Below are 24,942 nucleotides of genomic sequence, written 5' to 3' on the forward strand. Positions count from 1 at the left end.
TAAATGCCTGTTTTATAATGCGTATAAGCTTTAACAGCGTGTCGCATTTTATCGTACTCGTATGACACGCTTTAAGCTTTAGTTTCCATGCATGTCTTTCTCCCAAAACCGGTTCCCACTTTTGGGAGACATGCATTAATGCCGGAAATGGCGCATTCCGGTCATGACCATGGCGATGCCATGTTCGTCGGCAGCGGCGATCACCTCGTCGTCGCGCATGGAGCCGCCAGGCTGGATGACGGCGGTTGCGCCGGCCTGAACGGCTGACAGAAGACCGTCTGCAAACGGGAAGAACGCATCGGAAGCGACCACGCAGCCCTTGGTGAGCGGCTCTGCAAGACCGGCAGCTTCTGCTGCATCTTCCGCCTTGCGGGCTGCGATGCGGGCCGAATCCACGCGGCTCATCTGGCCTGCGCCGATGCCGACCGTCGCGCCGTCCTTCACATAGACGATGGCGTTCGACTTCACGTGCTTGCCGACGCGGAAGGCGAATTTCAGATCGTTGAGTTCGGCTTCGGTCGGCGCACGCTTGGTGACGACCTTGAGATCGAGATCATCCACCACGCCGTTGTCGCGCGACTGGACCAGCAAGCCACCGGCAACGGTCTTGGCGGCAATGCCCTTGGCGCGCGGGTCCGGCAGACCGCCGGTCACGAGCAGGCGCAGGTTCTTCTTGGCCGCCACGATGGCCTGGGCGCCTTCGGTGGCATCCGGCGCGATAATGACTTCGGTGAAGATCTTCACGATCTCTTCGGCTGCTTCCTCATCGAGCGTCTTGTTGAGCGCGACGATGCCGCCAAAGGCCGAAACCGGATCGCAGGCGAGCGCCTTGAGATAGGCTTCCCTGATGGTGGAAGCTTCCGCCACGCCGCAAGGATTGGCGTGCTTGATGATGGCGACGGCTGCGGTGCGGGCCGGATCGAATTCGGCCACCAGCTCGAAAGCCGCATCGGTGTCGTTGATGTTGTTGTAGGAAAGCTGCTTGCCCTGAACCTGGGTCGCGGTGGCGACGCCGGGGCGCTTTTCGCCGGTGAGATAGAAACCGGCCGTCTGGTGCGGGTTTTCACCGTAACGCATGACGGAATGCAGCTTGCCTGCGACCGAACGATAGACCGGGGTTTCTTCCTCGATCGCTTCGGCAAACCAGTTGGAAATGGCCGCATCATAGGCAGCGGTGCGCGAAAAGGCCTTGGCGGCAAGCTTCTTGCGGAAGGCGAGCGGCAGCGAGCCTGCGTGCTTTTCCAGTTCGGCCACCACGTCGGCATAGTCGGCGGGGTCGACGACCGTTGCGACGTAGGCATGGTTCTTGGCGGAAGCGCGGATCATGGCCGGGCCACCAATGTCGATATTCTCGACGGTCGTGTCGTGGTCGCCGCCCTTGAAGCGGACTTCCTCGAACGGATAGAGATTGATGACGGCGAGATCGATGCCGCCAATGCCGTGTGCTTCCATGGCCGCGACGTGTTCCGGATCATTGCGCACGGCGAGCAGGCCGCCATGGACTGCCGGATGCAGCGTCTTGACGCGCCCGTCCATGATTTCCGGGAAGCCGGTCACTTCGGACACGTCCTTCACCGGAATGCCCTCGGCGGCAATCGATTTGGCGGTGCCGCCGGTCGAAAGGATTTCGACGCCCTGCGCGTGAAGCGCCTTGGCGAAATCGATCAGGCCGGTCTTGTCGGAAACGGAAAGGAGGGCGCGGCGCACCCGATGAAGATCGGGAGCGGGAATATGCTTGGAGCTGACAGCCATAGGGAGTTGGTCTCTTCGTTGCTGAAACGGATGCGTTCAGGAAAGTGGACGGCTCGCCCTAACACAGGCGCGCCGAGAATCCTACCGCAAAAGGCCGCAAATGAACGGCGAAGAGGTATTTCTTGCCCGCATTCGATCCCATTGATCCTCGACCCTTCGAGACGGCGCCCTTCGACAAGCTCAGGACGCCTCCTCAGGGTGAGGGCGGTGGTGCTTGAAGAGCGTTCCAGAATGGATATGTCGCTGTCGACTCGCAAACGCAGCGTGCCGGTCGTCGAGGCTGATTAATTACGCTCCACCCTCATCCTGAGGAGGCGTGCCCCGCCGTCTCGAAGGGGAGGAGCGGGAGAGCGAATTACACGTAACTGCCGAGTGCGACGCGGCTGAACTGCCAGTTCACTTCCGGCAACTCGGAAGCCGGGAAGGAGAGCACGATCTGCTTCGATGTCACAGGACCGCGGAAGCCCGCAAAGAAGATCGAATCTTCCAGCTGCGGCGCAACCTCGAAGCAGGAAAAGACCCAGGTGTCGTCGCGGTCAGCCGAAAGGACGATCAATCCGTTCTCATCGAAGGAAATATCGACCGAGGGATGCAGGTGGAAACGGACGGCAATATTGTCGCGTCCGTTTGATTTCAGCGGACGACCGTCGCCGCGATAGAAGCGGTCGGCGCCCTGAATCACGCTGCCATTATGCGACAGCACGAGACGGCGTTCGTGATAGATGCCGAACAGGCGCGCATAGCCGTCATGGCTGGCGACAAACCCCTGCCGCCCCATCTCCTCGATCCGGTCGCGCTGTACGCGCGTCGGGCCTGCAATAATCGGCGTGCCGATCATGTTGGAGAGGCCCGCATTCAGGCTGAAACGGCACGAGGACGTGTCATTGATGGTGGCGGTGGAATGCGCAGCCGTCGAACGGCCCAATGGACGAAATTCCGGCGGGCCGAAACGGTCGACGCCGGAATTGACGATATACCGCTGGCGTCCGGAGGACATTTCAAAGGCGAGACAGCCGGCATGGGCGTCCCGCGATGCGGTGACGGGCGGCGGCAGTCCCGTATCGGCGATGATGGTGGTCGAACCCATCGAAAGCCGTTCATAGCCCGAATAGGGCGCATGGGTCAGCGGTGATCCGGCGGTCTCATCGTGCCGCAGAACCGAAATGATGCGTTCCGGCATGGTGGGGCCGACGCCGTTGAAAAGCGCAAGGCTGCCATCCTGATGACGGAAGAAACGCAGGGCCGGCAACATGCGCTCGACGGCTTCGATCAGCGCCTTGGGCGGGGATTCCGTGCCATTGGCATAGGTCTGGCGCAGCGGCAGAAGATCGGCCAGCAGCTCCAGAACCGTAACGGGATTGCGCGAAATATGCCCGCCATCGGGGAGAATCTGGCGCTTCAGCTCATATTCCAGATTGCGTCGCGCGGCACGTGCCGTCGGCGGCGAAACCGGCAGCGCCAGAGCGGCGAAAGCCAATGCGATGCGGGCGCGCAAGCGCTCCTCGCCATCATCCATGGCGGCAGCGACGGTGCGCAGATAACGCACCTGCATGGCGAGCGAGCGCATGAACTTGCGATAGGCGGGAAGTTCCGCGCCCGACAGAATGAGATTGGAATGCTGCAGCCAGGCGATGATGCGCTGCGCGGTGACTTCCGGCGACCAGGCAAGACCGCCGATGCGCTTGCCGAACATGCGCATCCAGTCATCGACGAGCGCGCGCGCATTGGCGGTTGCCAGTTCGCTGTTGGCGCTTTTCAGATGGCGCAGCCAGCCGAAACTCTGAAGTGCCGCTTCCCACTCCGGCGTCGGCGGCTCGACGGCGAAAGGCGACAACCCGCCGGTCTCGACCAGTCGACCGGCAAGCGCAAAGCGGCCGTGGTAAAACTCCTGCGCCAGCTGCGGGTCGGCGACGCGCAGATCGGGCGGGGCGATCAGGATACGGTCCGGGGTAAAGCCGGTGAAGCGCCAGCGATAAAGCGGCCCCATGCGCAGACGGCGGCTGAACTTGCGCCACGCCTGTGCAACGGCCAGTCCCCAAAGATGTGGGGTTTCGCTGAGGGCGACTGCCACCCGGTCTTTCTCCGTATTGTTTGTCATTCTGCTGCGGCCAGATCGAAAGGCCGGTTTCCCTTGATACAATTGTACAGAAATGGTGAATCGAGCGTTAACCATAACGGGCATCCCGGCCCGTTATGGCAAATTATCCGACTTGTCTGCTTATATCCGGTCTCAGGCCTGACGCTTGAAGCGGGCGGCGAAGAAACCGTCCATGCCGGCCATCTGCGGATTGCCGTCAAAACGCTCCGGCGGCAGGTCTGCCGGCGTGGACCGCAAAAAGCCTTCCGCCGTTACCAGCCCCTCCAGACCGGAACAATCCTGCTCCGTGATGGGGAAAGGCTCCAGCAGCGGATTTTCCGCCGCCTTGCGCGCCATTTCCTCGCCTTCGAGCGGGTGCAGGGAACAGTTGGAAAAGACGATTACACCGCCGGGTTTGACCAGGGTGGCCGCATGCGCCAGAAGCTTGCCCTGAAGTTCGGCAAGCTTGGCGATATCCTGCGGCGTCTTGGTCCATGGCACGTCCGGATGACGGCGCACCGTGCCGGTGGACGAGCAGGGCGCATCCAGAAGCACGGCATCGAACAGTTCGTCCGGCTGGAAATCCATAAGATTGGTAGCGACGGTCTTCGCCTCGAAACCGAGCCGTTCCAGATTGCCGCGCAGGCGCTTCAGCCGGTTTTCGGAAAGGTCGAGCGCGGTCACATCCGCACCCTGGAGCAAAAGCTGCGCCGTCTTGCCGCCGGGGGCCGCGCACAGGTCGGCAACCCGTTTGCCCTTGATGTCACCCATCAGGCGCGCAGGCAGGCTTGCCGCCACATCCTGCACCCACCAGTCGCCTTCCGCAAATCCGGGCAGATCGGTGAGATTGCCTTCGACCGTCTGCAGGCGCACCGAGCCGTTGGGAAGCGCCACGCCACCCAGCTTTTCGGCCCACGCTTCCGCGTCGCCCTTGACCGTGAAATCGATTGGCGGCTCATAGGCGTGCATGGCCAGAATGGCTGCTGCCTTTTCCGCGCCATAGGCTTCGGTGATGCTCTTTGCAAACCATTCCGGCACGTTCGTTTCAGGCTCAAGCGTGTGGGCGAGCGCGCGTTCCTTGTTGCGCGACAGCCTGCGCAGCAGCGCATTGACCAGACCGGCATATTTGCGGTTGCGCGGGTCGCTGTTCGCCGCCTCCACGGCCAGATCAACCGCCGAATGGTCGGGGAGGTCGAGATAGAAAATCTGGGCGATGGCGACATGCAGAAGATGTTTCAGCGCCACCGCATTTTCCGGCAATGGCCGGTCGAGCCGCTTGTTGATGGCGCGTTCGATGCTGCCGCGATTGCGCAGCGCAGAACCAAGAATGGCGCGAACCAGTGCGCGGTCGCGCGGCTCCAGCGCCAGATATTGCGGATGACCGTGAATATTGTCGGTCAGGCCGTCGAGCGAGGTGTTCTTTTCGATCACCGCGCCGAGAAGGCGGGCCGCACACAAACGCGCCGCCAGACCGGGGCGCAGGTCTGCGGCGCTGTTGTTGGTTAGCGGCTTTTTGTTTCCGCGCTTCGGCGCAGGCTTTTTATCGTTCACACTGTTCTACTTTTATCATATGATTTTCAGGACCACGGTCCACGATATCCCCGGTAACCGGGATCGTCACCGTTATCCCCGCCTGCATTACCCCATGGACCACTGCTTTGGGAAGGGGCCGCGGCACGAGGAGCCATTCCGGCGGAGCGGATGCCCATTTCGGCGGCCATCTGCTCAAGCGCTGCAATGCGGTTATCAGTATCCGGGTGGGTCGAGAAAAGATTGTCGGCACCGCGTCCGCTCAACGGGTTGATGATGAACATATGCGCGGTTGCCGGGTTGTGTTCGGCTTCCTCGTTCGGGATGGCTTTTGCGCCCCGCGCGATCTTGCCCAGTGCCGAAGACAGCCAAAGCGGATTTCCGCAGATTTCCGCGCCGCGCTTGTCGGCGGCATATTCGCGGGTGCGGCTGACGGCCATCTGCACGATCATTGCGGCGAAGGGTGCGACGATCATGGCGAGAATGGTGCCGACCACACCCATGATGCCGTTGCCGTTCTCACGGTTGCCGCCAAGGAAGAAGGCAAAATTGCCGAGCATGGATATGGCGCCGGCAAGCGTTGCCACGATGGTCATGGTCAGCGTGTCGCGGTTCTGGACGTGGGCCAGCTCATGCGCCATCACGCCCGCCACTTCTTCGGGCGAAAGCCGGTTGAGAAGGCCGGTCGTGGCGGCAACGGCGGCATTTTCGGGATTGCGGCCCGTGGCGAAAGCGTTCGGCTGGTCCTCATGGATGATGTAGACCTTCGGCATGGGAAGGCCCGCATTGGCGGCAAGGCCGCTCACCATGCGGTAATAGTCCGGTGCGCTGCGCTCATCCACTTGCTGCGCATTGTACATGCGCAGTACCATCTTGTCGGAGTTCCAGTAACCGAACAGGTTCATGGCGACGGCGATCACAAGCGCGATCATCATGCCGCCCCCGCCGCCTAACAAATAGCCGATGCTCATGAACATGACCGTCATGAGGGCGATCAGCATGGCAGTTTTCGTCATATTCATCCGTGGCGGTCTCCAAAATCTGAAGCTGCATGGCCCGCAAGGGTTTTGCAGCGCGTGCCTTTCTGCCTATATGATGGGTATGAACAGGCTTCGCTTCAATAATGGGAGCTGACGCAGCCAACAGGAATGTGACCGATGAGCGAGAAAACTGAAGCAACCGAAAGCCCGGAAAACGTGGACAAGCGCCCGTTTGACGATCTTCCGCCCGCTGCCCAGCGCGCACTGAAGGAAGCCGAGGCGCGCCGTGCCGCCGAAAAGGAAGCCCAGGCACCTCGCGAAATCGGCGGTCGCGGCGGCAAGGATCCCGCCCGTTATGGTGACTGGGAGATCAAGGGTAGGTCGATCGACTTCTGAAAATTTAGGATATTGCCGCTCCTGCGGCCTGCAAATCGCGTTCTTCTGCGCTTCCGGTGCTCATGTACCTTAAAGTACACTCCGCTCCGGTTCTCGCAGACCACGATTTTCGGCATGCAGGAACGAAAATCTCACCAAATTTTGCTTGCCCTCTCAGGCATAGTTGCTAAAAAGCCCCGGTTTCCCGGGGCTTTCTGTTACTTCTTGTTCTGCCGATTTTCGATCAGGTCGTCCACGACGCCCGGATCGGCTAGCGTCGAGGTATCGCCCAGTGCACCAAACTCGTCTTCGGCGATCTTGCGCAGGATGCGGCGCATGATCTTGCCCGAGCGGGTTTTCGGCAGGCCCGGCGAGAACTGGATCTTGTCCGGCGTGGCGATGGGACCGATTTCCTTGCGCACGTGCAGGGTCAGTTCCTTGCGCAGGGCGTCCTCATCCTGAACTGCTTCGCCAGTCATCAGCGTGACGTAGCAATAGATGCCCTGTCCCTTGATCGGATGCGGATAGCCAACGACAGCGGCTTCCGAAACCGAGTGATGCGAGACAAGCGCCGATTCGATTTCCGCCGTGCCGAGGCGGTGGCCGGAAATGTTGAGAACGTCGTCGACGCGGCCCGTGATCCAGTAGTAACCGTCCTCATCGCGGCGGCAGCCGTCACCGGTGAAGTACTTGCCCTTATAGGTCGAGAAGTAGGCTTCGACGAAGCGCTTGTGGTCGCCGTAAAGCGTGCGCATCTGGCCCGGCCAGGAGTCGATGATGCACAGATTGCCGTCTGCGGCGCCCTCGACAACAGCGCCCTCATTGTCCACCAGTTCCGGCTTGATGCCGAAGAACGGCCGCGTCGCAGAACCCGGCTTCAGGTCCGTGGCACCGGGCAGCGGGGTGATGAGGACGCCGCCGGTTTCCGTCTGCCACCATGTATCGACAATCGGGGACCGCTGGTCGCCAACCACGTTGTAATACCATTCCCAGGCTTCCGGATTGATCGGCTCGCCGACCGAACCGAGCAGGCGCAGTGATGAGCGCGACGAGCGAGTGACGAACTCATCGCCCGCGCCCATCAGCGCGCGGATGGCGGTCGGCGCCGTGTAGAAGATGTTGACATGGTGCTTGTCGACGACTTCCCAGAAACGTCCCTGATCGGGGAAGTTGGGCACGCCCTCGAACATCAGCGTCGTCGCGCCATTGGCAAGCGGGCCATAGACGATATAGGAGTGGCCCGTCACCCAACCCACATCCGCCGTGCACCAGTAGATATCGCCGTCGTGATAGTCGAAGACATATTGATGCGTCATCGATGCATAGACGAGATAGCCCCCGGTGGTGTGCAGCACGCCCTTTGGCTTGCCGGTGGAACCGGAGGTGTAGAGGATGAAGAGCGGGTCTTCCGCGTTCATCGGTTCCGGATCGCAGGTCGGTTCGACGCTTGCGACTTCCTGATGATACCAGAGATCGCGGCCCGGGCCCCAGCTCACCTTGCCGCCGGTACGGCGCACGGTGAGAACCTTGTTGACCATCACATACTGCTTGGCGGCAATGTCGATGGCGGTATCGGTGTTTTCCTTCAGCGGAACCGGCTTGCCGCCGCGCACGCCCTCATCGGCGGTAATCACGAAGGTGGATTCGCAGTCGACGATACGGCCGGCCAGCGCTTCCGGCGAGAAGCCGGCGAAGACGACCGAGTGCACCGCGCCGATGCGCGCGCAGGCCAGCATCGCATAGGCGGCTTCCGGGATCATCGGCAGGTAGATCGTGACGCGGTCGCCCTTTTTCACGCCGTGCTTCTTCAGCACATTCGCCAGACGGCAGACGTTTTCATAGAGTTCGCGATAGGTGATCTTCTTGTCGATATAGGGATTGTCGCCTTCCCAGATTATGGCGACCTCGTCGCCACGGCTCTTCAGGTGGCGATCGATGCAGTTGTAGGAAACATTGGTGACGCCGTCCTCATACCATTTGATGGACACGTCGCCGTTGAAATCGGTGTTCTTGACCTTGGTGAAGGGCTTGAACCAGTCGATGCGCCGTCCGTGCTTTGCCCAGAAGCCGTCCGGGTCGCTCACGCTTTCCTGATACCAGTCGAGATAGGTTGCGTTGTCGATGAGCGTGTTTCTCTTTGCCTCGGCAAGAACCGGGTAAAGCTTTTCCGACATGATGTCCTCCTTCAGCATTGTGCGAACCGGACAGACATGTCCCGCACGCATAATGCACCCAAAACTGCCCGGCACCTCCCGCCGGATGAGACGGCCTACCGTGAATGGCGAGACCATCGGGTGCCCTGTCTACCTTCCATTGCGGGCAAGGTAAATTAGACAATCGGCGCGTCCATGATCCACAATGACGCATCGTCAGAAACGACAACTGGCAGCACTCGCCCCCGACTGTTGCTAATATATTGTTTTTACAGTTTAAAAACCATTTGGAGTGATTATCTTCTAATCAGGAGCCATGCAATATGGCTCTTCACAAAAAGGGGAAATCGCCATGACGACGTCCGCTTTGAACGCGAAATCAGCCTTTGAACTCCAGCTCGCCGGCTACGGCCTGACGACGGCGAAAGTCTTCTATCACCTGCCCGATCATCCGCATCTGCTGCAGCTTTTCGTCTGGCAGGATTATGACCTCGCGCCGGATTTTCCGGTGCTCAATCATTTCATCGAATTCTGGAATCGGGAAATCGACGGGCCGTTGCATTCGGTCAGCTACACGCATTTCCGGCTGCTTGGCCCCTCGGACTGGAGGAATGTGCAGGGCGAGATCGTCCTGCATTAGGTGCATTCCAGCAAAAGTGTGAAGCGGTTTTGCGCAGGATAATGCGACAAAACAAACAAGTAGGGTCACAATTCAGGCGGGGTTGGCATAGCTCCGCCCACCGAAGATTGCCGAGCCGACACGCACCGATGTCGCGCCGAAGCCGATGGCGGTTTCATAATCGCCCGACATGCCCATGGAGAGTTTTTCAACGCCAGCCTCACGGGCAAGCTTTTCCAGAAGCGCGAAATGCGGGCCGGGATTTTCATCCGCAGGCGGGATGCACATCAGTCCTTCGATTGCGAGGCCATGTTCCTTGCGGCAGCGTTCGACGAAGGCGACCGCTTCCTTCGGGGCAATCCCGGCCTTTTGTTCTTCCAGCCCGGTATTCACCTGCACGTAGAGCTTCGGCGTCTTGTTCTGCTTCTTGATCTCGGCGGCCAGGGCGGCGGCGATCTTTTCACGGTCGACGGTTTCGATGACGTCGAAGAGAGCGACGGCATCGGCGGCCTTGTTGGATTGCAGAGGGCCGATGAGATGCAGTTCGATGCCGGAATAATCCCCGCGCAGCTGCGGCCATTTGCCTTGCGCTTCCTGCACGCGGTTTTCACCGAAGACGCGCTGGCCCGCGTCGAGCGCCGGGCGGATCTCGTCGGCGTCGAAGGTTTTCGATACCGCGACGAGTGTCACAGAGCCTTTTTCGCGCCGTGCTTCCTTTTCGGCACTGGCGATTGCGGCCTTGACCGCGTTCAGGTTCGCTACGATATCCGACATGAAACTCTCGCTTTCAGGCTTTTCATCCGCAAAAGGTTGACGCTTTCGCCAATACGTGGTGAAGGTCGCCATTAAATATCGACTCTCCTTATTGCATCACCTTCGTGCGAGTAAATACGGTCATGGCAGCCGAACGTTATAATCCGCGCGTGGCGGAAGCTCATTGGCAGAAAGTCTGGGAAGAAGACCGGACTTTCGAAACCGACAATAGCGACAGCCGCGAGAAATATTATGTGCTCGAGATGTTCCCCTATCCGTCGGGGCGCATCCATATGGGCCATGTGCGCAACTATGCGATGGGTGATGTTGTCGCCCGTTACAAGCGCGCCAAGGGTTTCAACGTGCTCCATCCGATGGGATGGGATGCATTCGGCATGCCTGCGGAAAATGCCGCGATGCAGAACAAGGTTCATCCCAAGGAATGGACCTACCAGAACATCGCCACCATGCGCAGCCAGCTGAAATCGATGGGGCTTTCGCTCGACTGGGCGCGTGAATTCGCGACCTGCGACGTGGAATATTATCATCGCCAGCAGATGCTGTTCATCGACCTTTTTGAAAAGGGCCTGGTGACGCGCAAGACTTCCAAGGTCAACTGGGACCCGGTCGACAACACCGTGCTTGCCAATGAGCAGGTGGTGGACGGTCGCGGCTGGCGTTCGGGCGCGCTGGTCGAACAGCGCGAACTGACGCAATGGTTCTTCAAGATCACCGATTTCAGCGAGGAATTGCTGGCCGGTCTCGATACGCTCGACCAGTGGCCGGAAAAGGTCCGCCTCATGCAGCGCAACTGGATCGGCAAGTCGGAAGGCCTGCAGGTCCGCTTTGCGCTGGACGACAAGACCGCGCCGGAAGGTTTCTCGGAAATCGAAGTCTATACGACCCGCCCGGATACGCTGTTTGGTGCGGCATTCGTCGCGATTTCTGCCGATCACCCTCTGGCGAAGAAGCTGGCCGAAAACAATGCACCGCTCACCGGCTTCATCGATGAATGCCGTCACCAGGGTACATCGCTGGCGGCGCTCGAAACGGCCGAGAAGAAGGGCTTTGATACTGGCGTGAAGGTCAGGCACCCGTTCGACGAGAACTGGGAACTGCCGGTCTATGTCGCCAATTTCGTCCTGATGGAATATGGCACGGGCGCCGTTTTCGGCTGTCCGGCACACGATCAGCGCGACCTGGATTTCGCCAACAAGTACGAATTGAAGGTCACGCCTGTCGTTCTGCCGAAGGGCGAGGATGCGGCAAGCTTCAGCATTGGCGAGACGGCCTATACCGACGATGGCGTGATGATCAATTCGCGCTTCCTCGACGGGCTTTCGCCGGAAGCCGCCTTCAATGAAGTGGCGAACCGCCTCGAAAACACCACGCTCGGCAATCGTCCGCAGGCAAGCCGCAAGGTGCAGTTCCGCCTGCGCGACTGGGGCATTTCCCGCCAGCGCTATTGGGGCTGCCCGATCCCGATGATCCATTGCGAGGCTTGCGGCGTCAATCCGGTGCCGCGCGCCGATCTGCCGGTCAAGTTGCCGGATGATGTCGAGTTCGACCGTCCGGGCAATCCGCTCGACCGTCATGCGACCTGGCGTCATGTGAAGTGCCCGAAATGCGGCGGCGATGCGCGCCGCGAGACCGATACGATGGACACGTTCGTCGATTCGTCCTGGTACTATGCCCGCTTCACCGCGCCATGGGAAAACGAGCCGACGGATCGCGCGGTTGCCGACCGCTGGCTGCCGGTCGACCAGTATATCGGCGGCATCGAACACGCGATCCTGCATCTGCTCTATTCGCGTTTCTTCACCCGCGCGATGAAGGTCGCCGGTCATGTCGGCATCGACGAGCCGTTCAAGGGCCTGTTCACGCAGGGCATGGTCGTGCATGAAACCTACAAGGCCAATGGCCAGTGGGTGACGCCTGCCGATATCCGGATCGTGGAAACCGACGGCAAGCGCGTGGCGAGCCTGCTCTCCACGGGCGAGCCGGTGGAAATCGGCTCTATCGAGAAGATGTCGAAGTCGAAGAAGAATGTCGTCGATCCGGATGACATCATCGCTTCCTACGGCGCCGATACGGCGCGCTGGTTCATGCTGTCTGATTCGCCGCCCGAGCGTGACGTGATCTGGACAGAGGCCGGGGCCGAAGGCGCTCACCGCTTCGTGCAGCGCGTCTGGCGTCTGATCTCGGAAGCTGCCGAACAGTTGAAGGACGTTGCGCCCAAGTCCGGTACCGAGGGCGAAGCCCTTGTCGTTTCCAAGGCTGCGCACAAGGCGGTCAAGGCTGTCGGCGACGATATCGAGAAGCTGGCCTTCAACCGTGGCGTTGCCCGTCTTTACGAACTGGTCAACACGGTTGCGGGACCGTTGCAGCAGGTTGCTTCGGGCAATGCGGATGACGCGTTGAAGGGCGCTGTCCGCGACGCCACGGAAAAGCTCATCCTGATGCTGGCGCCGATGATGCCGCATCTGGCCGAACAGTGCCTTGCAGCGCTGGGCGGCAAGGTTGCCGGTCGTGAAACGCTGGTCGCCCGCAGCGCCTGGCCGGTGTTCGATCCGGCATTGGTGGTGGAAAACGAGATCGTTCTGCCGGTGCAGATCAACGGCAAGAAGCGTGGGGATTTGACAATCGCACGCGACGCTGATCAAGCTAGCATCCAGCAGGCGGTGCTCGAACTTGACTTCGTCAAGGCTGCGCTCAACGGGGGCTCGCCGAAGAAGGTTATCGTGGTGCCGCAAAGGATCGTCAATGTCGTTGCCTGACCGCTTTTTCTCCGCAATCAAAGCTTTCCGCGTTGCGATTTTCGCACTCGGGGCCGCGGTTCTCATGGCTGGATGCACCGTGCAGCCGCTTTATTCCTCCGGCGCTGGCGCCGGTGGAACCATAGGCGGCAGCGTGACGCCGGACATGCGCACCAAGCTTGCTTCGGTGGCGATCGATCCGGCTGGCGACGTCTTCAGCCAGCAGGTCCGCAATCGCCTCATCTTCCTGCTCGGCGGCGGTGCGGGTGAGCCGGCCAATCCGGCCTATCGGCTTGGCCTTGGCCTGAGCAGCTACACGCTTGCCGCGGTGAGTGTGGACATTGGCGACCAGACCGACCGTACCGGCCGTCCATCGTCCGGTATCGTCAAGGCGACGTCGAACTTCGTGCTGCGTGACAAGGATGGCAAGCCGCTTGCCGCAGGCACCCGCACGGTCGGCGCTTCCTTCGACCGTCCGCGCCAGGAATTTGCGAACCTGCGCGCCGAACGCGACGCGCGCAAGCGCGCCGCGGAAGAACTGGCCGAACAGGTCTTCCTCGCTCTTGCGCAGAAGTTGTCGAAGCTCTGATTGTTGCGATGGCGTGACACGACACAAGGCGGTACTCTCGGTGCCGCCTTTTGTTTTTTCAGGGGCATTGCTGTCCAGTGTGAATTATCTCGCGGAGAACGCTCCAGGGAAGAATTATGCGGCTCGTTTCATTCTCCGCCAAAGGCTATCGCTCGCTGCGTTCCGTCCGTGTCGATCTCGGGCAGGTAGCGGTTTTTGTGGGTGAGAACGGGGCCGGAAAATCCAATCTCTATCGCGCCCTGCAACTGGTGAAGGCGGCCGCCGAGGGCAATTTCTCAACGGAAATCGTGCGTGAGGGCGGGATGCAATCGGCCATGTGGGGCGGAAACCGCCGCAAGCACGAACCGGCGCGCATCATTCTGGAAGCCCATTTCGAAGATGAAAGACTGGCATCGCGTCTTGCCTATAGCGTCGAGGCGGGACTGCCGCCGCCGGTTTCGGGCGCCTTTCCCTTCGAGCCGCAGATCAAGGAAGAAAGTCTCAGCCTTGATACGGGGCGCCGTCCTGTCGACCTGATGGACCGGCGCGGACCGGTTGTCTTCGCGCGGGACGGGGAAGGGCGGCGCATGGAACATCCCGCACGCTTGCTGACTTCTGAAAGCGGGCTGGCGGTGCTTGGGCAATCCGGCCATTATCCCGAGATCGGCGATTTGGCCGCGCAGATGCGAAGCTGGCGCTTTTATCATGGCTTTCGAAGCGACCGCGATGCACCGGCGCGTCAGCCCTCCATCGCCGCGACCGCTGCTATGCTGGACGAGGATGGCGGCAATCTTGCCTCGGTCTTCGCGACACTTGCCCATATCCGGCAGGATACGGTCGATCTGGACCGACTGGTGGCCGATGCGCTGGATGGTGCGGCGCTGGATATTCCCTTTCCGGGCGAGACGGCGACGTTCGGCCTGAATTTTCCGGCCTTTCCACATCGCGTGTTCCGGGCCGGAGAATTGTCCGACGGGCAGATCCGCATGCTGGCGCTTGCCGGTGCGCTGCTTTCCTATCGCCTGCCGCCGCTGATCGCGCTCAACGAGCCGGAGGCGAGCCTGCATCCCGATATGCTTCCCTCGCTTGCCCGCATGATTGCCCAGGCATCGGAGCGTAGCCAGATATGGGTGGTGACGCATTCCGCCACACTTGCAAGCGCCATTGCAGAACAATGCGGCGCGTGGCCGATCCGGGTGAGCAAGCAGGACGGGGAAACCGTGCTGGAATAAAAAGCGGGCCGATGGCCCGCCTTTCACACGTCTGGCAAGGTCGCCGATCAGGCGATCTTCTGGCCGGTTTTCGCCCAATCGGCGAGGAAGGTTTCGAGGCCCTTGTCGGTCAGCGGATGCTTGACCAGTGCCTTGAGCGTTGCCGGCGGTGCGGTCACGACATCGGCGCCGATGAGGGCTGCTTCCTTGACGTGATTGACGGTACGAACCGAAGCGGCAAGAATTTCGGTGCGGAAATCGTAATTGTCATAAATCGTGCGGATTTCGGCAATCAGTTCCATGCCGTTGATGCCGGTATCGTCGAGGCGGCCAATGAACGGCGAAATGAAGGTCGCGCCGGCCTTTGCCGCCAGAAGCGCCTGATTGGCCGAGAAGCAAAGCGTCATGTTGACCTTGTGACCTTCGGAAGACAGGGCCTTGCAGGCTTTCAGTCCGTCCAGCGTTACAGGCAGCTTGATGCAGATATTGTCAGCGATCTTGGAGATGACGGCTGCTTCCTTCATCATCTGCTCATATTCCGTCGCGGCAACCTCGGCGGAAACCGGGCCCTTGACGATGTTGCAGATTTCCTTGGTCACTTCGATAATGTCCCGACCCGACTTCAGGATGAGGGACGGGTTGGTGGTCACGCCATCGACCAGCCCAAGGTCATTGAGCTCACGGATTTCCTTGACGTCCGCAGTGTCCACGAAAAACTTCATAACAGCGTTCCTCCATAATGAGCGCGGGTGGATTTGAGGAATTTAAAACCATTTAATTCCTGGAAGGTGGCTTTTCTTTAGCGCAAAGCCGCGCCAAGGTCACGCGATCATGTCGAAAGATTCGCACGATATTGCAAACCCAATTTCTGGTCTGTTTCCGGAGCTCGCGCCACGGGTGGTTCCCGTGCTCGTGCCCATGCCCGCGGAGCGGCCTTACTCATATATGGTTCCGGCGGGTATGAACGTCCAGCCCGGATCGATCGTGCGCGTGCCGCTTGGACCGCGTGAGGTGGCGGGGATCGTCTGCGAGGGTGAAACCGATGCGGTCGATGCCAGAAAATTGCGGGAAATTTCCGAGGTCTTCGATTGTCCGCCGGTGGGCGCCGACATGCTGCGCTTCATGCGCTGGGCAGCGGACTACACGCTGTCGCCGCCCGGCATGGTGGCGCGCATGGTCCTGCGCGTGCCGGCCGCATTCGATCCCGAGCCATCGGTGCCGGGCCTTCGTTATTCCGGCGGTGAGCCGGAGCGTATGACCGAAGCGCGGTCGCGCGTGATGGAACTTGCCCGCGACGGGCTTGCCTGGACCAGATCCGGGCTTGCCCATGCGGCGGGCGTCTCGATGACGGTCGTGGACGGGCTGAAGGCGCAAGGCGTTTTCGAGGAAGTCATGCTGCCGCCGCCAGCCGTGGTGGCAAGGCCGGATATCGACTATGCGCGCGCCACGCTTTCGGAAGACCAGCAGGCGGCGGCTGAAATGCTGTCGGAAGCGGTTGAAGCTGGCGGTTTCTCGGTTTCGCTTCTCGACGGCGTGACCGGTTCGGGCAAAACGGAAGTTTATTTCGAAGCGGTCGCCAAGGCGATCGAGCAGGGCAGGCAGGTGCTGATTCTCCTGCCCGAAATCGCGCTGACCCAGCAGTTTCTCGACCGTTTCCATGACCGGTTCGGGGCAAAGCCCGCTGAATGGCATTCCGACCTTGCGCCGCGCACCCGCGAGCGTGTCTGGCGGCAGATCGCGGAAGGGACCGTGCGGGTTGTGGCGGGCGCACGGTCGGCGCTTTTCCTGCCCTTCAAGGAACTGGGGCTGATCGTCGTCGATGAAGAACACGACCCGGCCTACAAGCAGGAGGACCGGGTTTTCTACAATGCCCGCGACATGGCGGTGGTGCGCGGCCACATCAGCGGCTTTCCGGTGGTGCTGGCATCGGCCACGCCCTCCATCGAAAGCCAGGTCAATGCGGAGCAGGGCCGCTACAAGCGAATCAAGCTCTACGGACGCTATGCGGAAGCTGCACTTCCCGACCTGAAGACCATCGACATGCGGCGTTCTCCACCGCCGCCGGGCCGGTTTCTGTCGCCCGCACTGACCGAAGCTGTCGGCAAGACGGTGGAGCGCGGCGAACAGGCGCTTTTGTTCCTCAACCGGCGCGGCTATGCGCCCCTGACGCTGTGCAGGGTCTGCGGCCATCGCTTCCAGTGCCCGCAATGCTCGAGCTGGCTGGTGGAGCACCGCTTTCGCGGGCAGCTCATGTGTCACCAGTGCGGCTATCACGAGCCGGTTCCGCAGGCCTGTCCCGAATGCGGTACGCTGGATCATCTGGTCGCCTGCGGTCCCGGCGTGGAACGCATTGCCGAGGAAGTGGCCGGCACCTTCGACAAGGCGCGAATCATCGTTCTTTCGTCTGATATGGCGGGGGGCGTGAAGCGGCTCAGGCTGGAACTCGATGCTATCGCAAAAGGCGAGGCGGATATCGTGATCGGCACCCAGCTTGTCGCCAAGGGGCACAATTTTCCCAACATGACGCTGGTAGGGGTGGTGGACGCCGATCTGGGGCTTGCCAATGGCGATCCGCGCGCCGCCGAGCGCACCTTCCAGCTGCTCAATCAGGTGACGGGCCGCGCCGGGCGAACCGGGCGCAAGAGCCTTGGCCTTCTCCAGACCTATCAGCCTGACCACCCGGTGATGCGGGCCATAGTCAGCGGCGACGCGGAGGCGTTCTACGCCCGCGAAATCGAGGAGCGAGAGCGCAGCGCGCTGCCGCCCTACGGACGGCTTGCGGCGCTGATCATTTCCGCCGACAACCGGCCCGACGCTGAAAACCATGCGCGGGCGCTGCGTCGCGCCGCACCTTCCTCCCCGGAGGTTTCAGTGCTGGGGCCTGCCGAAGCGCCGCTTGCGCTAGTGCGCGGGAGGCACCGTTTCCGCATTCTGGTGCACGGGACAAAACGCGCGGATATTCAAGGATTTATCCGTGCCTTGCTCGCCAACGGGCCGAAGGAAAAAGGCTCGATCAGGGTGCAGGTGGATATCGATCCGCAAAGCTTCCTGTAGAGCGCATCCGGAAAAGTGGGGACCGGTTTTCGGATAAGACGCGCGATAAACAAACAGATAGAGCATTTCCAACGATTCAGGAAAAACAGGACATGCTCTAACCAGAATCCGAACAGCCTGCACAGGATGGAACGTGACGCCAAATTCCGTTATATGGCCTGAAACGACGAGGGTGCCGAAAGGGGAAATGCGATGGAATTCTATCTTCCTGCCACGACCGGAGAATGGCTCGCCTGGGGCTCTGCGGCCCTGACGGCGCTGGCCGGTCTTGTCATGCTTTTTGCGCCCGGCATAACCATGAAGCTGCTGCGGCTTCAGCCGATCAACGGCCGTCCCGAAGGTTACGGTTCCATCCGCGCGACGCTCGCCGGTCCTTATCTTGGCGTGGGGCTCGGATGCCTTATCTTCGCGCAGCCCTTTCTCTGGGTCGTTCTAGGCGCCGTGTGGGGATTCGCTCTGTTCGGACGCTTCATTTCGATGATGTCCGATGCGGGCGGGCGCAGGGGCGGACCGACCGGCGGGCGCTTCTATGGCAGCCTGGCGGCACTGGTCGAATTCGTGCTGGCCGCCGGTCCGCTGCTCTACGCATTCGGCTTCATTTCCTGAGCGGAACCGGACGGGTTTTGCACGTCAGGCGTGCAGGCTGTGTGAGGGAAGAGTGCATCGCCCAAGCAGATGCGACTTTTTTGACCGCGAAAGGCGGCAAATCTTACACAAAAGTGCCGGATTCGCGTGTTGCGAGTCCTGTTCGTCTATGCTAGACGGCAATCACATTTCGGTGTTGATGTGCTCGCGCGTCAGTGGTTTTCCGGAAACATTCAATAAAATCATCGGCTTGGCGTCCTGAGCAAGATTGGACCCCAAAAGGATGGTTTCAACGTAGAGAGCAGGTTGTTCGTGGCTGAAACGTCTTCGCTCATTTCAGGTGTCGCACAGCGTTACGCCGGATCTCTTTTCGAGCTCGCGCTCGACGCGAAATCCGTTGCAGCTGTGGAAAAAGATCTTGACCGTTTCGAGGCGCTTCTGAGCGGAAGCGAAGACCTCAAGCGACTGATCTCCAGTCCGGTATTTTCCTCGGAAGATCAGCTTCACGCCATCGGCGCTCTCGCCGATAAGGCGGGCATCAAGGGTCTGGTCGGAAATTTCCTGCGCGTCGTCGCGCGGAACCGCCGTCTTTTCGCCCTGCCGGGCATCATCGCCGCTTTCCGCAAGATTGCTGCCGAGCATCGTGGCGAAATCTCCGCCGATGTCGTCTCCGCGCACGAATTGAGCGCGGCGCAGCAGAACGAATTGAAGGCAACGCTGAAGGGCGTGGCCGGCAAGGACGTGACGATCAATGTCACCGTCGATCCGTCGATCCTCGGCGGTCTTATCGTCAAGATGGGTTCGCGTCAGATCGACACGTCCCTTCGCACTAAACTTTCTTCTCTCAAGCTTGCACTGAAAGAGGTCGGCTGATGGACATCCGCGCCGCGGAAATTTCCGCTATCCTGAAAGAGCAAATCAAGAACTTCGGCAAGGAGGCTGAGGTCTCCGAGGTCGGTCAGGTTCTGTCCGTTGGCGACGGTATCGCCCGCGTCTACGGTCTGGACAATGTTCAGGCCGGTGAAATGGTCGAATTCCCCGGTGGCATTCGCGGCATGGCGCTGAACCTTGAAAGCGACAATGTCGGCGTCGTTATCTTCGGTGCCGACCGCGACATCAAGGAAGGCGACGTCGTCAAGCGTACCGGCGCAATCGTGGACGTTCCGGTCGGTCCGGAACTGCTCGGCCGCGTTGTCGATGCTCTCGGCAATCCGATCGACGGCAAGGGCCCGATCAAGGCCAAGGAACGCCGCCGGGTCGACGTCAAGGCGCCTGGCATCATCCCGCGCAAGTCGGTTCACGAGCCGATGTCGACCGGCCTCAAGGCCATCGACGCCCTGATCCCGGTTGGCCGCGGCAGCGCGAGCTGGTCATCGGTGACCGTCAGACCGGCAAGACCGCCATCATCCTCGACACCTTCCTGAACCAGAAGCCGATTCACGATAACGGCCCGGACAAGGACAAGCTGTACTGCGTCTACGTCGCCGTCGGCCAGAAGCGTTCGACCGTTGCCCAGTTCGTCAAGGTTCTCGAAGAACGCGGCGCTCTGGAATATTCGATCGTTATCGCGGCTACCGCTTCCGATCCGGCTCCGATGCAGTATCTCGCACCATTTGCGGGCTGCGCGATGGGCGAATATTTCCGTGACAACGGCCAGCACGCCCTCATCGGCTATGACGATCTGTCCAAGCAGGCCGTTGCTTATCGTCAGATGTCGCTTCTGCTGCGTCGTCCTCCGGGCCGCGAAGCTTATCCGGGCGACGTTTTCTACCTGCACTCCCGTCTTCTCGAACGCGCTGCAAAGCTCAACGACGAAAACGGCGCTGGCTCGCTGACGGCTCTGCCGGTCATCGAAACGCAGGGCAATGACGTTTCCGCCTTCATTCCGACCAACGTGATCTCGATCACCGACGGCCAGATCTTCCTCGAAACCAACCTGTTCTATCAGGGTATCCGTCCGGCTGTTAACGTCGGTCTGTCGGTTTCGCGTGTTGGTTCCTCGGCCCAGATCAAGGCCATGAAGCAGGTTGCCGGTTCGATCAAGGGCGAGCTCGCCCAGTATCGTGAAATGGCTGCCTTCGCACAGTTCGGTTCCGACCTTGACGCTGCAACGCAGCGCCTTCTGAACCGCGGTGCGCGCCTGACCGAACTCCTGAAGCAGCCGCAGTTCTCGCCGCTGAAGACGGAAGAGCAGGTTGCTGTGATTTTCGCCGGTGTTAACGGCTATCTCGACAAGCTTGCCGTCAGCCAGGTTGGCAAGTTCGAAGAAGGTCTTCTCGCTTCGCTGCGCACCGAGCACAAGGATGTGCTCGATGGCATCCGCAACGAGAAAGCCATTACCGATGACCTCAAGGCCAAGCTCAAGGCAGCGATCGACGCTTTCGCCAAGTCCTTTGCCTGAAACTTGTGACGGGATGAACGGATGCCTTCACTAAAGGATCTGAGAAACCGTATCGCCTCGGTCAAGGCGACGCAGAAAATCACCAAGGCGATGCAAATGGTCGCCGCGGCGAAGCTGCGCCGTGCCCAGGAAGCTGCGGAAGCCGCAAGGCCTTACTCGCAGCGCATGGGCGCCGTTCTCGCGAATATCGCGCAGAACGTCACCGGCGAAGATGCGCCGGCCCTGATGGCCGGTACGGGCAAGGACGACGTGCATCTGCTCGTCGTCTGCACCGCAGAACGTGGCCTTTGCGGCGGTTTCAACAGCCAGATCGCGCGTCTTGCGCGCGATCATGCCCGCAAGCTCCTCGCTGAAGGCAAGACGGTCAAGATCATCACGGTCGGCAAGAAGGGCGCGGATATTCTGCGTCGCGAATTTGCCAGCCTGCTGGTCGATCATGTCGATCTGCGCGAAGTCAAGCAGCTCGCTTTTGTGCATGCCGACCAGATCGGCCACAAGATCATCAAGCTGTTCGAGGAAGGCGCTTTCGACGTCTGCACGCTGTTCTACTCCGAATTCAAGTCGGTGATCTCCCAGGTTCCGACCGCACAGCAGCTGATCCCGGCTTCGGCTGGCGACAGTGCGGGCGGCGAGACCGCAGGCGATGCGATCTACGAATACGAACCTGATCCCGCGGCGATCCTGTCGACGCTGATCCCGCGCAATATCTCGGTCCAGATTTTCCGTGCTCTGCTGGAAAATGTCGCGGGCGAGATGGGCGCGAAGATGAGCGCGATGGACAATGCGACGCGCAATGCGGGCGACATGATCAACAAGCTGTCGATCACGTACAACCGCCAGCGTCAGGCGCAGATCACCAAGGAACTGATCGAAATCATTTCGGGCGCGGAAGCGCTCTAGAGTTTGGTTTACCGCATGATTTCCCGGAAAGTCTGCAACTTTTCGGGATCATGCTAACGGAAGGTAAGGATCGATGGCAAAAGCAGCGACCCCGAAAACTACCGCCGCGGCCGAAGCAAAGCCAGCGGCGAAGGCGCCTGCCAAGAAAGCGGCGCCCAAGACCACCGCAGCAGCCAAGTCTGCCGCTCCCAAGACTGCAGCCACTGGCACAGTCGGCCACATTACGCAGGTCATCGGCGCTGTCGTCGACGTCAAGTTCCCGGAAGGCCAGCTGCCGCTGATCCTGAACGCGCTTGAAGTCGACAACCAAGGCAACCGCCTGGTTCTCGAAGTCGCCCAGCACCTCGGCGAAGACACCGTGCGCACCATCGCCATGGATGCGACTGAAGGTCTGGTTCGCGGTCAGGAAGCACGCGACACTGGCGAGCCGATCATGGTTCCGGTCGGCGTCGAAACGCTTGGCCGCATCATGAACGTCATCGGTGAGCCGGTTGACGAAGCCGGTCCGATCAAGACCACGGCAACCCGCGCCATCCACCAGAGCGCTCCGGAATATATCGAGCAGTCGACCGAAGCCGAAATTCTGGTCACGGGCATCAAGGTCGTTGACCTTCTCGCTCCTTACGCCAAGGGCGGCAAGATCGGCCTCTTCGGCGGTGCAGGCGTTGGCAAGACCGTTCTCATCATGGAACTCATCAACAACGTCGCCAAGGCGCACGGCGGTTACTCCGTGTTCGCAGGCGTCGGTGAGCGTACCCGTGAAGGTAACGACCTTTACCATGAAATGATCGAGTCGGGCGTTAACAAGCTCGGCGGCGGCGAAGGCTCCAAGGCAGCCCTCGTTTACGGTCAGATGAACGAACCCCCGGGTGCCCGCGCTCGTGTTGCCCTTTCCGGTCTGACGGTTGCTGAAAACTTCCGTGACCAGGGTCAGGACGTTCTGTTCTTCGTGGACAACATCTTCCGCTTCACGCAGGCAGGTTCGGAAGTGTCGGCTCTTCTCGGCCGTATTCCTTCCGCTGTGGGCTATCAGCCGACGCTGGCAACCGACATGGGCGCCATGCAGGAACGCATCACCACCACAACCAAGGGTTCGATCACCTCGGTCCAGGCGATTTACGTCCCTGCCGACGACTTGACCGACCCGGCGCCAGCCACCTCGTTCGCCCACCTGGACGCAACGACCGTTCTGTCGCGCTCGATCGCTGAAAAGGGTATCTACCCGGCTGTTGACCCGCTCGACTCCACGTCGCGCATGCTCGACCCGAAGGTCGTTGGTGACGAACACTACGCCGTCGCCCGTCAGGTTCAGTCGATCCTGCAGCGCTACAAGGCCCTTCAGGACATCATCGCGATCCTGGGCATGGACGAACTGTCTGAAGAAGACAAGCTCACCGTCGCCCGCGCCCGCAAGATCGAACGCTTCCTGTCGCAGCCGTTCTTCGTGGCCGAAGTCTTCACCGGTTCGCCGGGCAAGCTGGTCGATCTCGCCGACACCATCAAGGGCTTCAAGGGCCTTTGCGCTGGCGATTACGATCATCTTCCGGAAGCTGCCTTCTACATGGTGGGCAGCATCGAGGAAGCTCTCGAGAAGGCCAAGAAGCTGGCAGCAGAAGCTGCTTGATGAATTGAATTTCCCGGTGGGCCGCAAGGCCCGCCGTGAAAGCCAATCATTTTGTTTAAGCATGACTTTTCCGAAAACCGGTTTAATTTTCGGAACCGTGCTTTTGAATTCAAGTGAGAACCATGGCTCAAGCTTTCCAATTCGAACTCGTGTCGCCTGAACGGCTCCTGCTTTCCGCGCAGGTGACGGAAGTCGTCATTCCGGGTAGCGAAGGCTATCTGACGGCTCTCGCCGGTCATTCGCCGCTGATGACGACGATCATGCCGGGTGTCGTTTCGGTGAAGCTTGCCGACGGCAAGTCCGACTCCTACGTGGTCTTCGGCGGTTTCGCTGATATCACCCCGCAGAGCTGCACCGTTTTGGCTGAATCGGCCACCCATGTGGACGATATCAATCCGGCAGACATTCAGCGCCGCATCGAGGAAGCCCGCAAGCATCTGGAAGATGCCTCGACAAACGAGCATCGCACCAAGGCGGAAATCTTCCTGCACCAGCTGATGACGCTGCAGGGAACGATCATGCCGGCCTGATCGGCTGCAATTCTATCGTTTTCGTGAAAGCGGGCTTGTGCCCGCTTTTTCTTTTTCAGATCACTGGCACGGCAGTGAATTTGTTCGCAGAACTGTCATATTGGCGTTAAATCCCATCACGCTTGCGTGAGTTCAGGAAGTTCGCTTGAAAATGGTTCGGCAGCGATCTATCCAAGTTCGCAATCATTAGTTTACTAATATATAAGGCGATTGGCATGGATACGGCGGACCTCAGAGCTGAAATGATTGATGCCATGGCGAAGGTTAATCGCAGGCTTCGCACTGTCTTCGACGCACGGGTGAAGGAGCGGGGCCTGACATTGGCCCGTGCGCGCACCCTGCTTGCGCTGATGGAACAGGAAGGCCTTTACCAGAAGGAACTGGCGGAAGCGCTGGAAATCGAGAATGCGACCATGGTTCGCCTGCTCGATGGTCTGGAGCGGCAATCCTTCATCGAACGGCAGACGGTCCAGGGCGACCGCCGCGCCAAGCGCGTCGTCATGACGGCAGAAGGCAAGATTCTGGCCGAACAGGTCGTGAAGCTTGCCGGAGACGTGCGCGAAGACCTTCTCGAGGGCGTAAGCGACGAGGAGCTGAACATCGCGCTCAACGTGCTTCGCAAGATGTCGGATTCGATGAACAAATCCCATTAATGTTGCCAGTCTCAACAATGACCGGAAGCCGAAGCGACAGCTTCGGCTTTTTCTTTGGCTGATTACGATTTCGTGAGCTGGCGTCTCGAAATTGAACCTGCCGCGCCATCTTTCCGTCGCAGCCGAACGGTCCAATGGTCGCGGTCAATCTCGGAAAGTGTGACGAGCGTGGAAGCGTGATGGGAGCGTTCGAGATGCGTCATTCATCTCAGGCTGTCGTGGGTTTGTGCGCGGTGCTTGCGGTCGCGGCGGTGCAGGCAAAGGATATGGCGCGCGGGACACGGCATGCCTATGCCCAGGCCTTGAATGACGTGAATACCGATGACGGGCTGATCTTTGATACGGCTTTTGCTGCTGCCGTGAATGTGCGGAGCAATGAGCGGTCTCGTCGGTCTTCGCGGGCACGCTGAGCCCCGGGGCC

Annotated in this window: 20 protein-coding genes and 1 pseudogene; 14 read left to right on the forward strand and 7 right to left on the reverse strand. The window is 60.3% G+C overall.

Features of this window, described 5'->3' with window-relative positions:
- Positions 1-135: 135 nt before the first annotated feature.
- The 4 genes from purH to htpX form a co-directional block, all read right to left on the reverse strand.
- Positions 136-1,752: a bifunctional phosphoribosylaminoimidazolecarboxamide formyltransferase/IMP cyclohydrolase gene (gene purH / locus ACS5UA_RS15180; protein ID WP_253177170.1), complete on the reverse strand. Its 1,617-nt coding sequence runs from the start codon at positions 1,750-1,752 to the stop codon at positions 136-138.
- Between the two features lie 355 nt (positions 1,753-2,107).
- Positions 2,108-3,850, reverse strand: coding sequence for a heparinase II/III family protein (locus tag ACS5UA_RS15185; protein WP_021588077.1), 1,743 nt, complete (start codon positions 3,848-3,850; stop codon positions 2,108-2,110).
- Between the two features lie 132 nt (positions 3,851-3,982).
- Complete coding sequence (locus ACS5UA_RS15190; protein WP_253177171.1) at positions 3,983-5,380, reverse strand: RsmB/NOP family class I SAM-dependent RNA methyltransferase; 1,398 nt, start codon at positions 5,378-5,380, stop codon at positions 3,983-3,985.
- A 26-nt stretch (positions 5,381-5,406) separates the two neighbouring features.
- Positions 5,407-6,381 (reverse strand): zinc metalloprotease HtpX, encoded by a 975-nt coding sequence (gene htpX, locus ACS5UA_RS15195; RefSeq protein ID WP_253177172.1) that lies wholly within the window; start codon positions 6,379-6,381, stop codon positions 5,407-5,409.
- Between the two features lie 135 nt (positions 6,382-6,516).
- On the opposite strand from htpX, the gene ACS5UA_RS15200 reads away from it, so the two are divergent.
- Positions 6,517-6,735: a DUF1674 domain-containing protein gene (locus tag ACS5UA_RS15200; RefSeq protein WP_113463351.1), complete on the forward strand. Its 219-nt coding sequence runs from the start codon at positions 6,517-6,519 to the stop codon at positions 6,733-6,735.
- A 197-nt stretch (positions 6,736-6,932) separates the two neighbouring features.
- Here ACS5UA_RS15200 and acs read toward each other — a convergent pair whose 3' ends face one another.
- Positions 6,933-8,888, reverse strand: a complete 1,956-nt coding sequence (gene acs, locus ACS5UA_RS15205) for an acetate--CoA ligase (protein ID WP_265975280.1) — start codon at positions 8,886-8,888, stop codon at positions 6,933-6,935.
- A 331-nt stretch (positions 8,889-9,219) separates the two neighbouring features.
- On the opposite strand from acs, the gene ACS5UA_RS15210 reads away from it, so the two are divergent.
- Positions 9,220-9,507: an usg protein gene (locus ACS5UA_RS15210; protein WP_006471250.1), complete on the forward strand. Its 288-nt coding sequence runs from the start codon at positions 9,220-9,222 to the stop codon at positions 9,505-9,507.
- Positions 9,508-9,579: 72 nt separating this feature from the next.
- Here ACS5UA_RS15210 and ACS5UA_RS15215 read toward each other — a convergent pair whose 3' ends face one another.
- On the reverse strand, positions 9,580-10,260 hold the full coding sequence (locus tag ACS5UA_RS15215) for a YggS family pyridoxal phosphate-dependent enzyme (protein WP_025090891.1): 681 nt from the start codon (positions 10,258-10,260) through the stop codon (positions 9,580-9,582).
- A 122-nt stretch (positions 10,261-10,382) separates the two neighbouring features.
- Between ACS5UA_RS15215 and leuS the strand changes: the two genes are divergently transcribed.
- From leuS to ACS5UA_RS15230, 3 genes are all read left to right on the forward strand, one after another.
- Complete coding sequence (gene leuS, locus ACS5UA_RS15220; protein WP_443101492.1) at positions 10,383-13,016, forward strand: leucine--tRNA ligase; 2,634 nt, start codon at positions 10,383-10,385, stop codon at positions 13,014-13,016.
- Positions 13,003-13,584: an LPS assembly lipoprotein LptE gene (gene lptE, locus ACS5UA_RS15225; protein WP_253177175.1), complete on the forward strand. Its 582-nt coding sequence runs from the start codon at positions 13,003-13,005 to the stop codon at positions 13,582-13,584. The genes leuS and lptE overlap by 14 nt, the downstream gene beginning before the upstream one ends.
- A gap of 116 nt (positions 13,585-13,700) precedes the next feature.
- On the forward strand, positions 13,701-14,795 hold the full coding sequence (locus ACS5UA_RS15230) for an AAA family ATPase (protein ID WP_273772233.1): 1,095 nt from the start codon (positions 13,701-13,703) through the stop codon (positions 14,793-14,795).
- A gap of 47 nt (positions 14,796-14,842) precedes the next feature.
- On the opposite strand, the gene fsa is transcribed toward ACS5UA_RS15230, so the two are convergent.
- On the reverse strand, positions 14,843-15,496 hold the full coding sequence (gene fsa / locus ACS5UA_RS15235) for a fructose-6-phosphate aldolase (protein WP_006467816.1): 654 nt from the start codon (positions 15,494-15,496) through the stop codon (positions 14,843-14,845).
- A 109-nt stretch (positions 15,497-15,605) separates the two neighbouring features.
- Here fsa and ACS5UA_RS15240 point away from each other — a divergent pair, with 109 nt between their 5' ends.
- The 9 genes and pseudogenes from ACS5UA_RS15240 (at position 15,606) to ACS5UA_RS15280 (ending at position 24,931) form a co-directional block, all read left to right on the forward strand.
- Positions 15,606-17,828 carry a primosomal protein N' gene (locus ACS5UA_RS15240; RefSeq protein WP_253177177.1) on the forward strand — a complete coding sequence of 741 codons (2,223 nt, stop codon included), beginning with the start codon at positions 15,606-15,608 and terminating at the stop codon, positions 17,826-17,828.
- A gap of 192 nt (positions 17,829-18,020) precedes the next feature.
- Positions 18,021-18,434 carry an AGROH133_08824 family phage infection protein gene (locus ACS5UA_RS15245; protein ID WP_006467814.1) on the forward strand — a complete coding sequence of 138 codons (414 nt, stop codon included), beginning with the start codon at positions 18,021-18,023 and terminating at the stop codon, positions 18,432-18,434.
- Between the two features lie 291 nt (positions 18,435-18,725).
- Positions 18,726-19,286 (forward strand): F0F1 ATP synthase subunit delta, encoded by a 561-nt coding sequence (locus tag ACS5UA_RS15250; protein WP_031347290.1) that lies wholly within the window; start codon positions 18,726-18,728, stop codon positions 19,284-19,286.
- A pseudogene (atpA, locus tag ACS5UA_RS15255) lies at positions 19,286-20,814 on the forward strand (F0F1 ATP synthase subunit alpha). Before ACS5UA_RS15250 ends, atpA begins: the two are co-directional and overlap by 1 nt.
- Positions 20,815-20,835: 21 nt before the next feature.
- Entirely contained in the window at positions 20,836-21,714 is an 879-nt protein-coding gene (locus tag ACS5UA_RS15260; RefSeq protein WP_006467810.1) for a F0F1 ATP synthase subunit gamma, read from the forward strand.
- A 73-nt stretch (positions 21,715-21,787) separates the two neighbouring features.
- A complete protein-coding gene (atpD, locus tag ACS5UA_RS15265) occupies positions 21,788-23,338 on the forward strand; it encodes a F0F1 ATP synthase subunit beta (protein ID WP_006467809.1) in 1,551 nt (516 codons plus the stop codon).
- Between the two features lie 122 nt (positions 23,339-23,460).
- On the forward strand, positions 23,461-23,868 hold the full coding sequence (locus tag ACS5UA_RS15270) for a F0F1 ATP synthase subunit epsilon (RefSeq protein ID WP_006471254.1): 408 nt from the start codon (positions 23,461-23,463) through the stop codon (positions 23,866-23,868).
- Between the two features lie 215 nt (positions 23,869-24,083).
- Positions 24,084-24,521 (forward strand): MarR family winged helix-turn-helix transcriptional regulator, encoded by a 438-nt coding sequence (locus ACS5UA_RS15275; protein WP_006467807.1) that lies wholly within the window; start codon positions 24,084-24,086, stop codon positions 24,519-24,521.
- A 194-nt stretch (positions 24,522-24,715) separates the two neighbouring features.
- Positions 24,716-24,931 carry a hypothetical protein gene (locus ACS5UA_RS15280; protein ID WP_253177178.1) on the forward strand — a complete coding sequence of 72 codons (216 nt, stop codon included), beginning with the start codon at positions 24,716-24,718 and terminating at the stop codon, positions 24,929-24,931.
- The last annotated feature ends 11 nt before the right edge of the window (positions 24,932-24,942 follow it).

Source organism: Brucella sp. RRSP16, from assembly GCF_052246815.1.
Lineage (GTDB): Bacteria > Pseudomonadota > Alphaproteobacteria > Rhizobiales > Rhizobiaceae > Brucella > Brucella intermedia.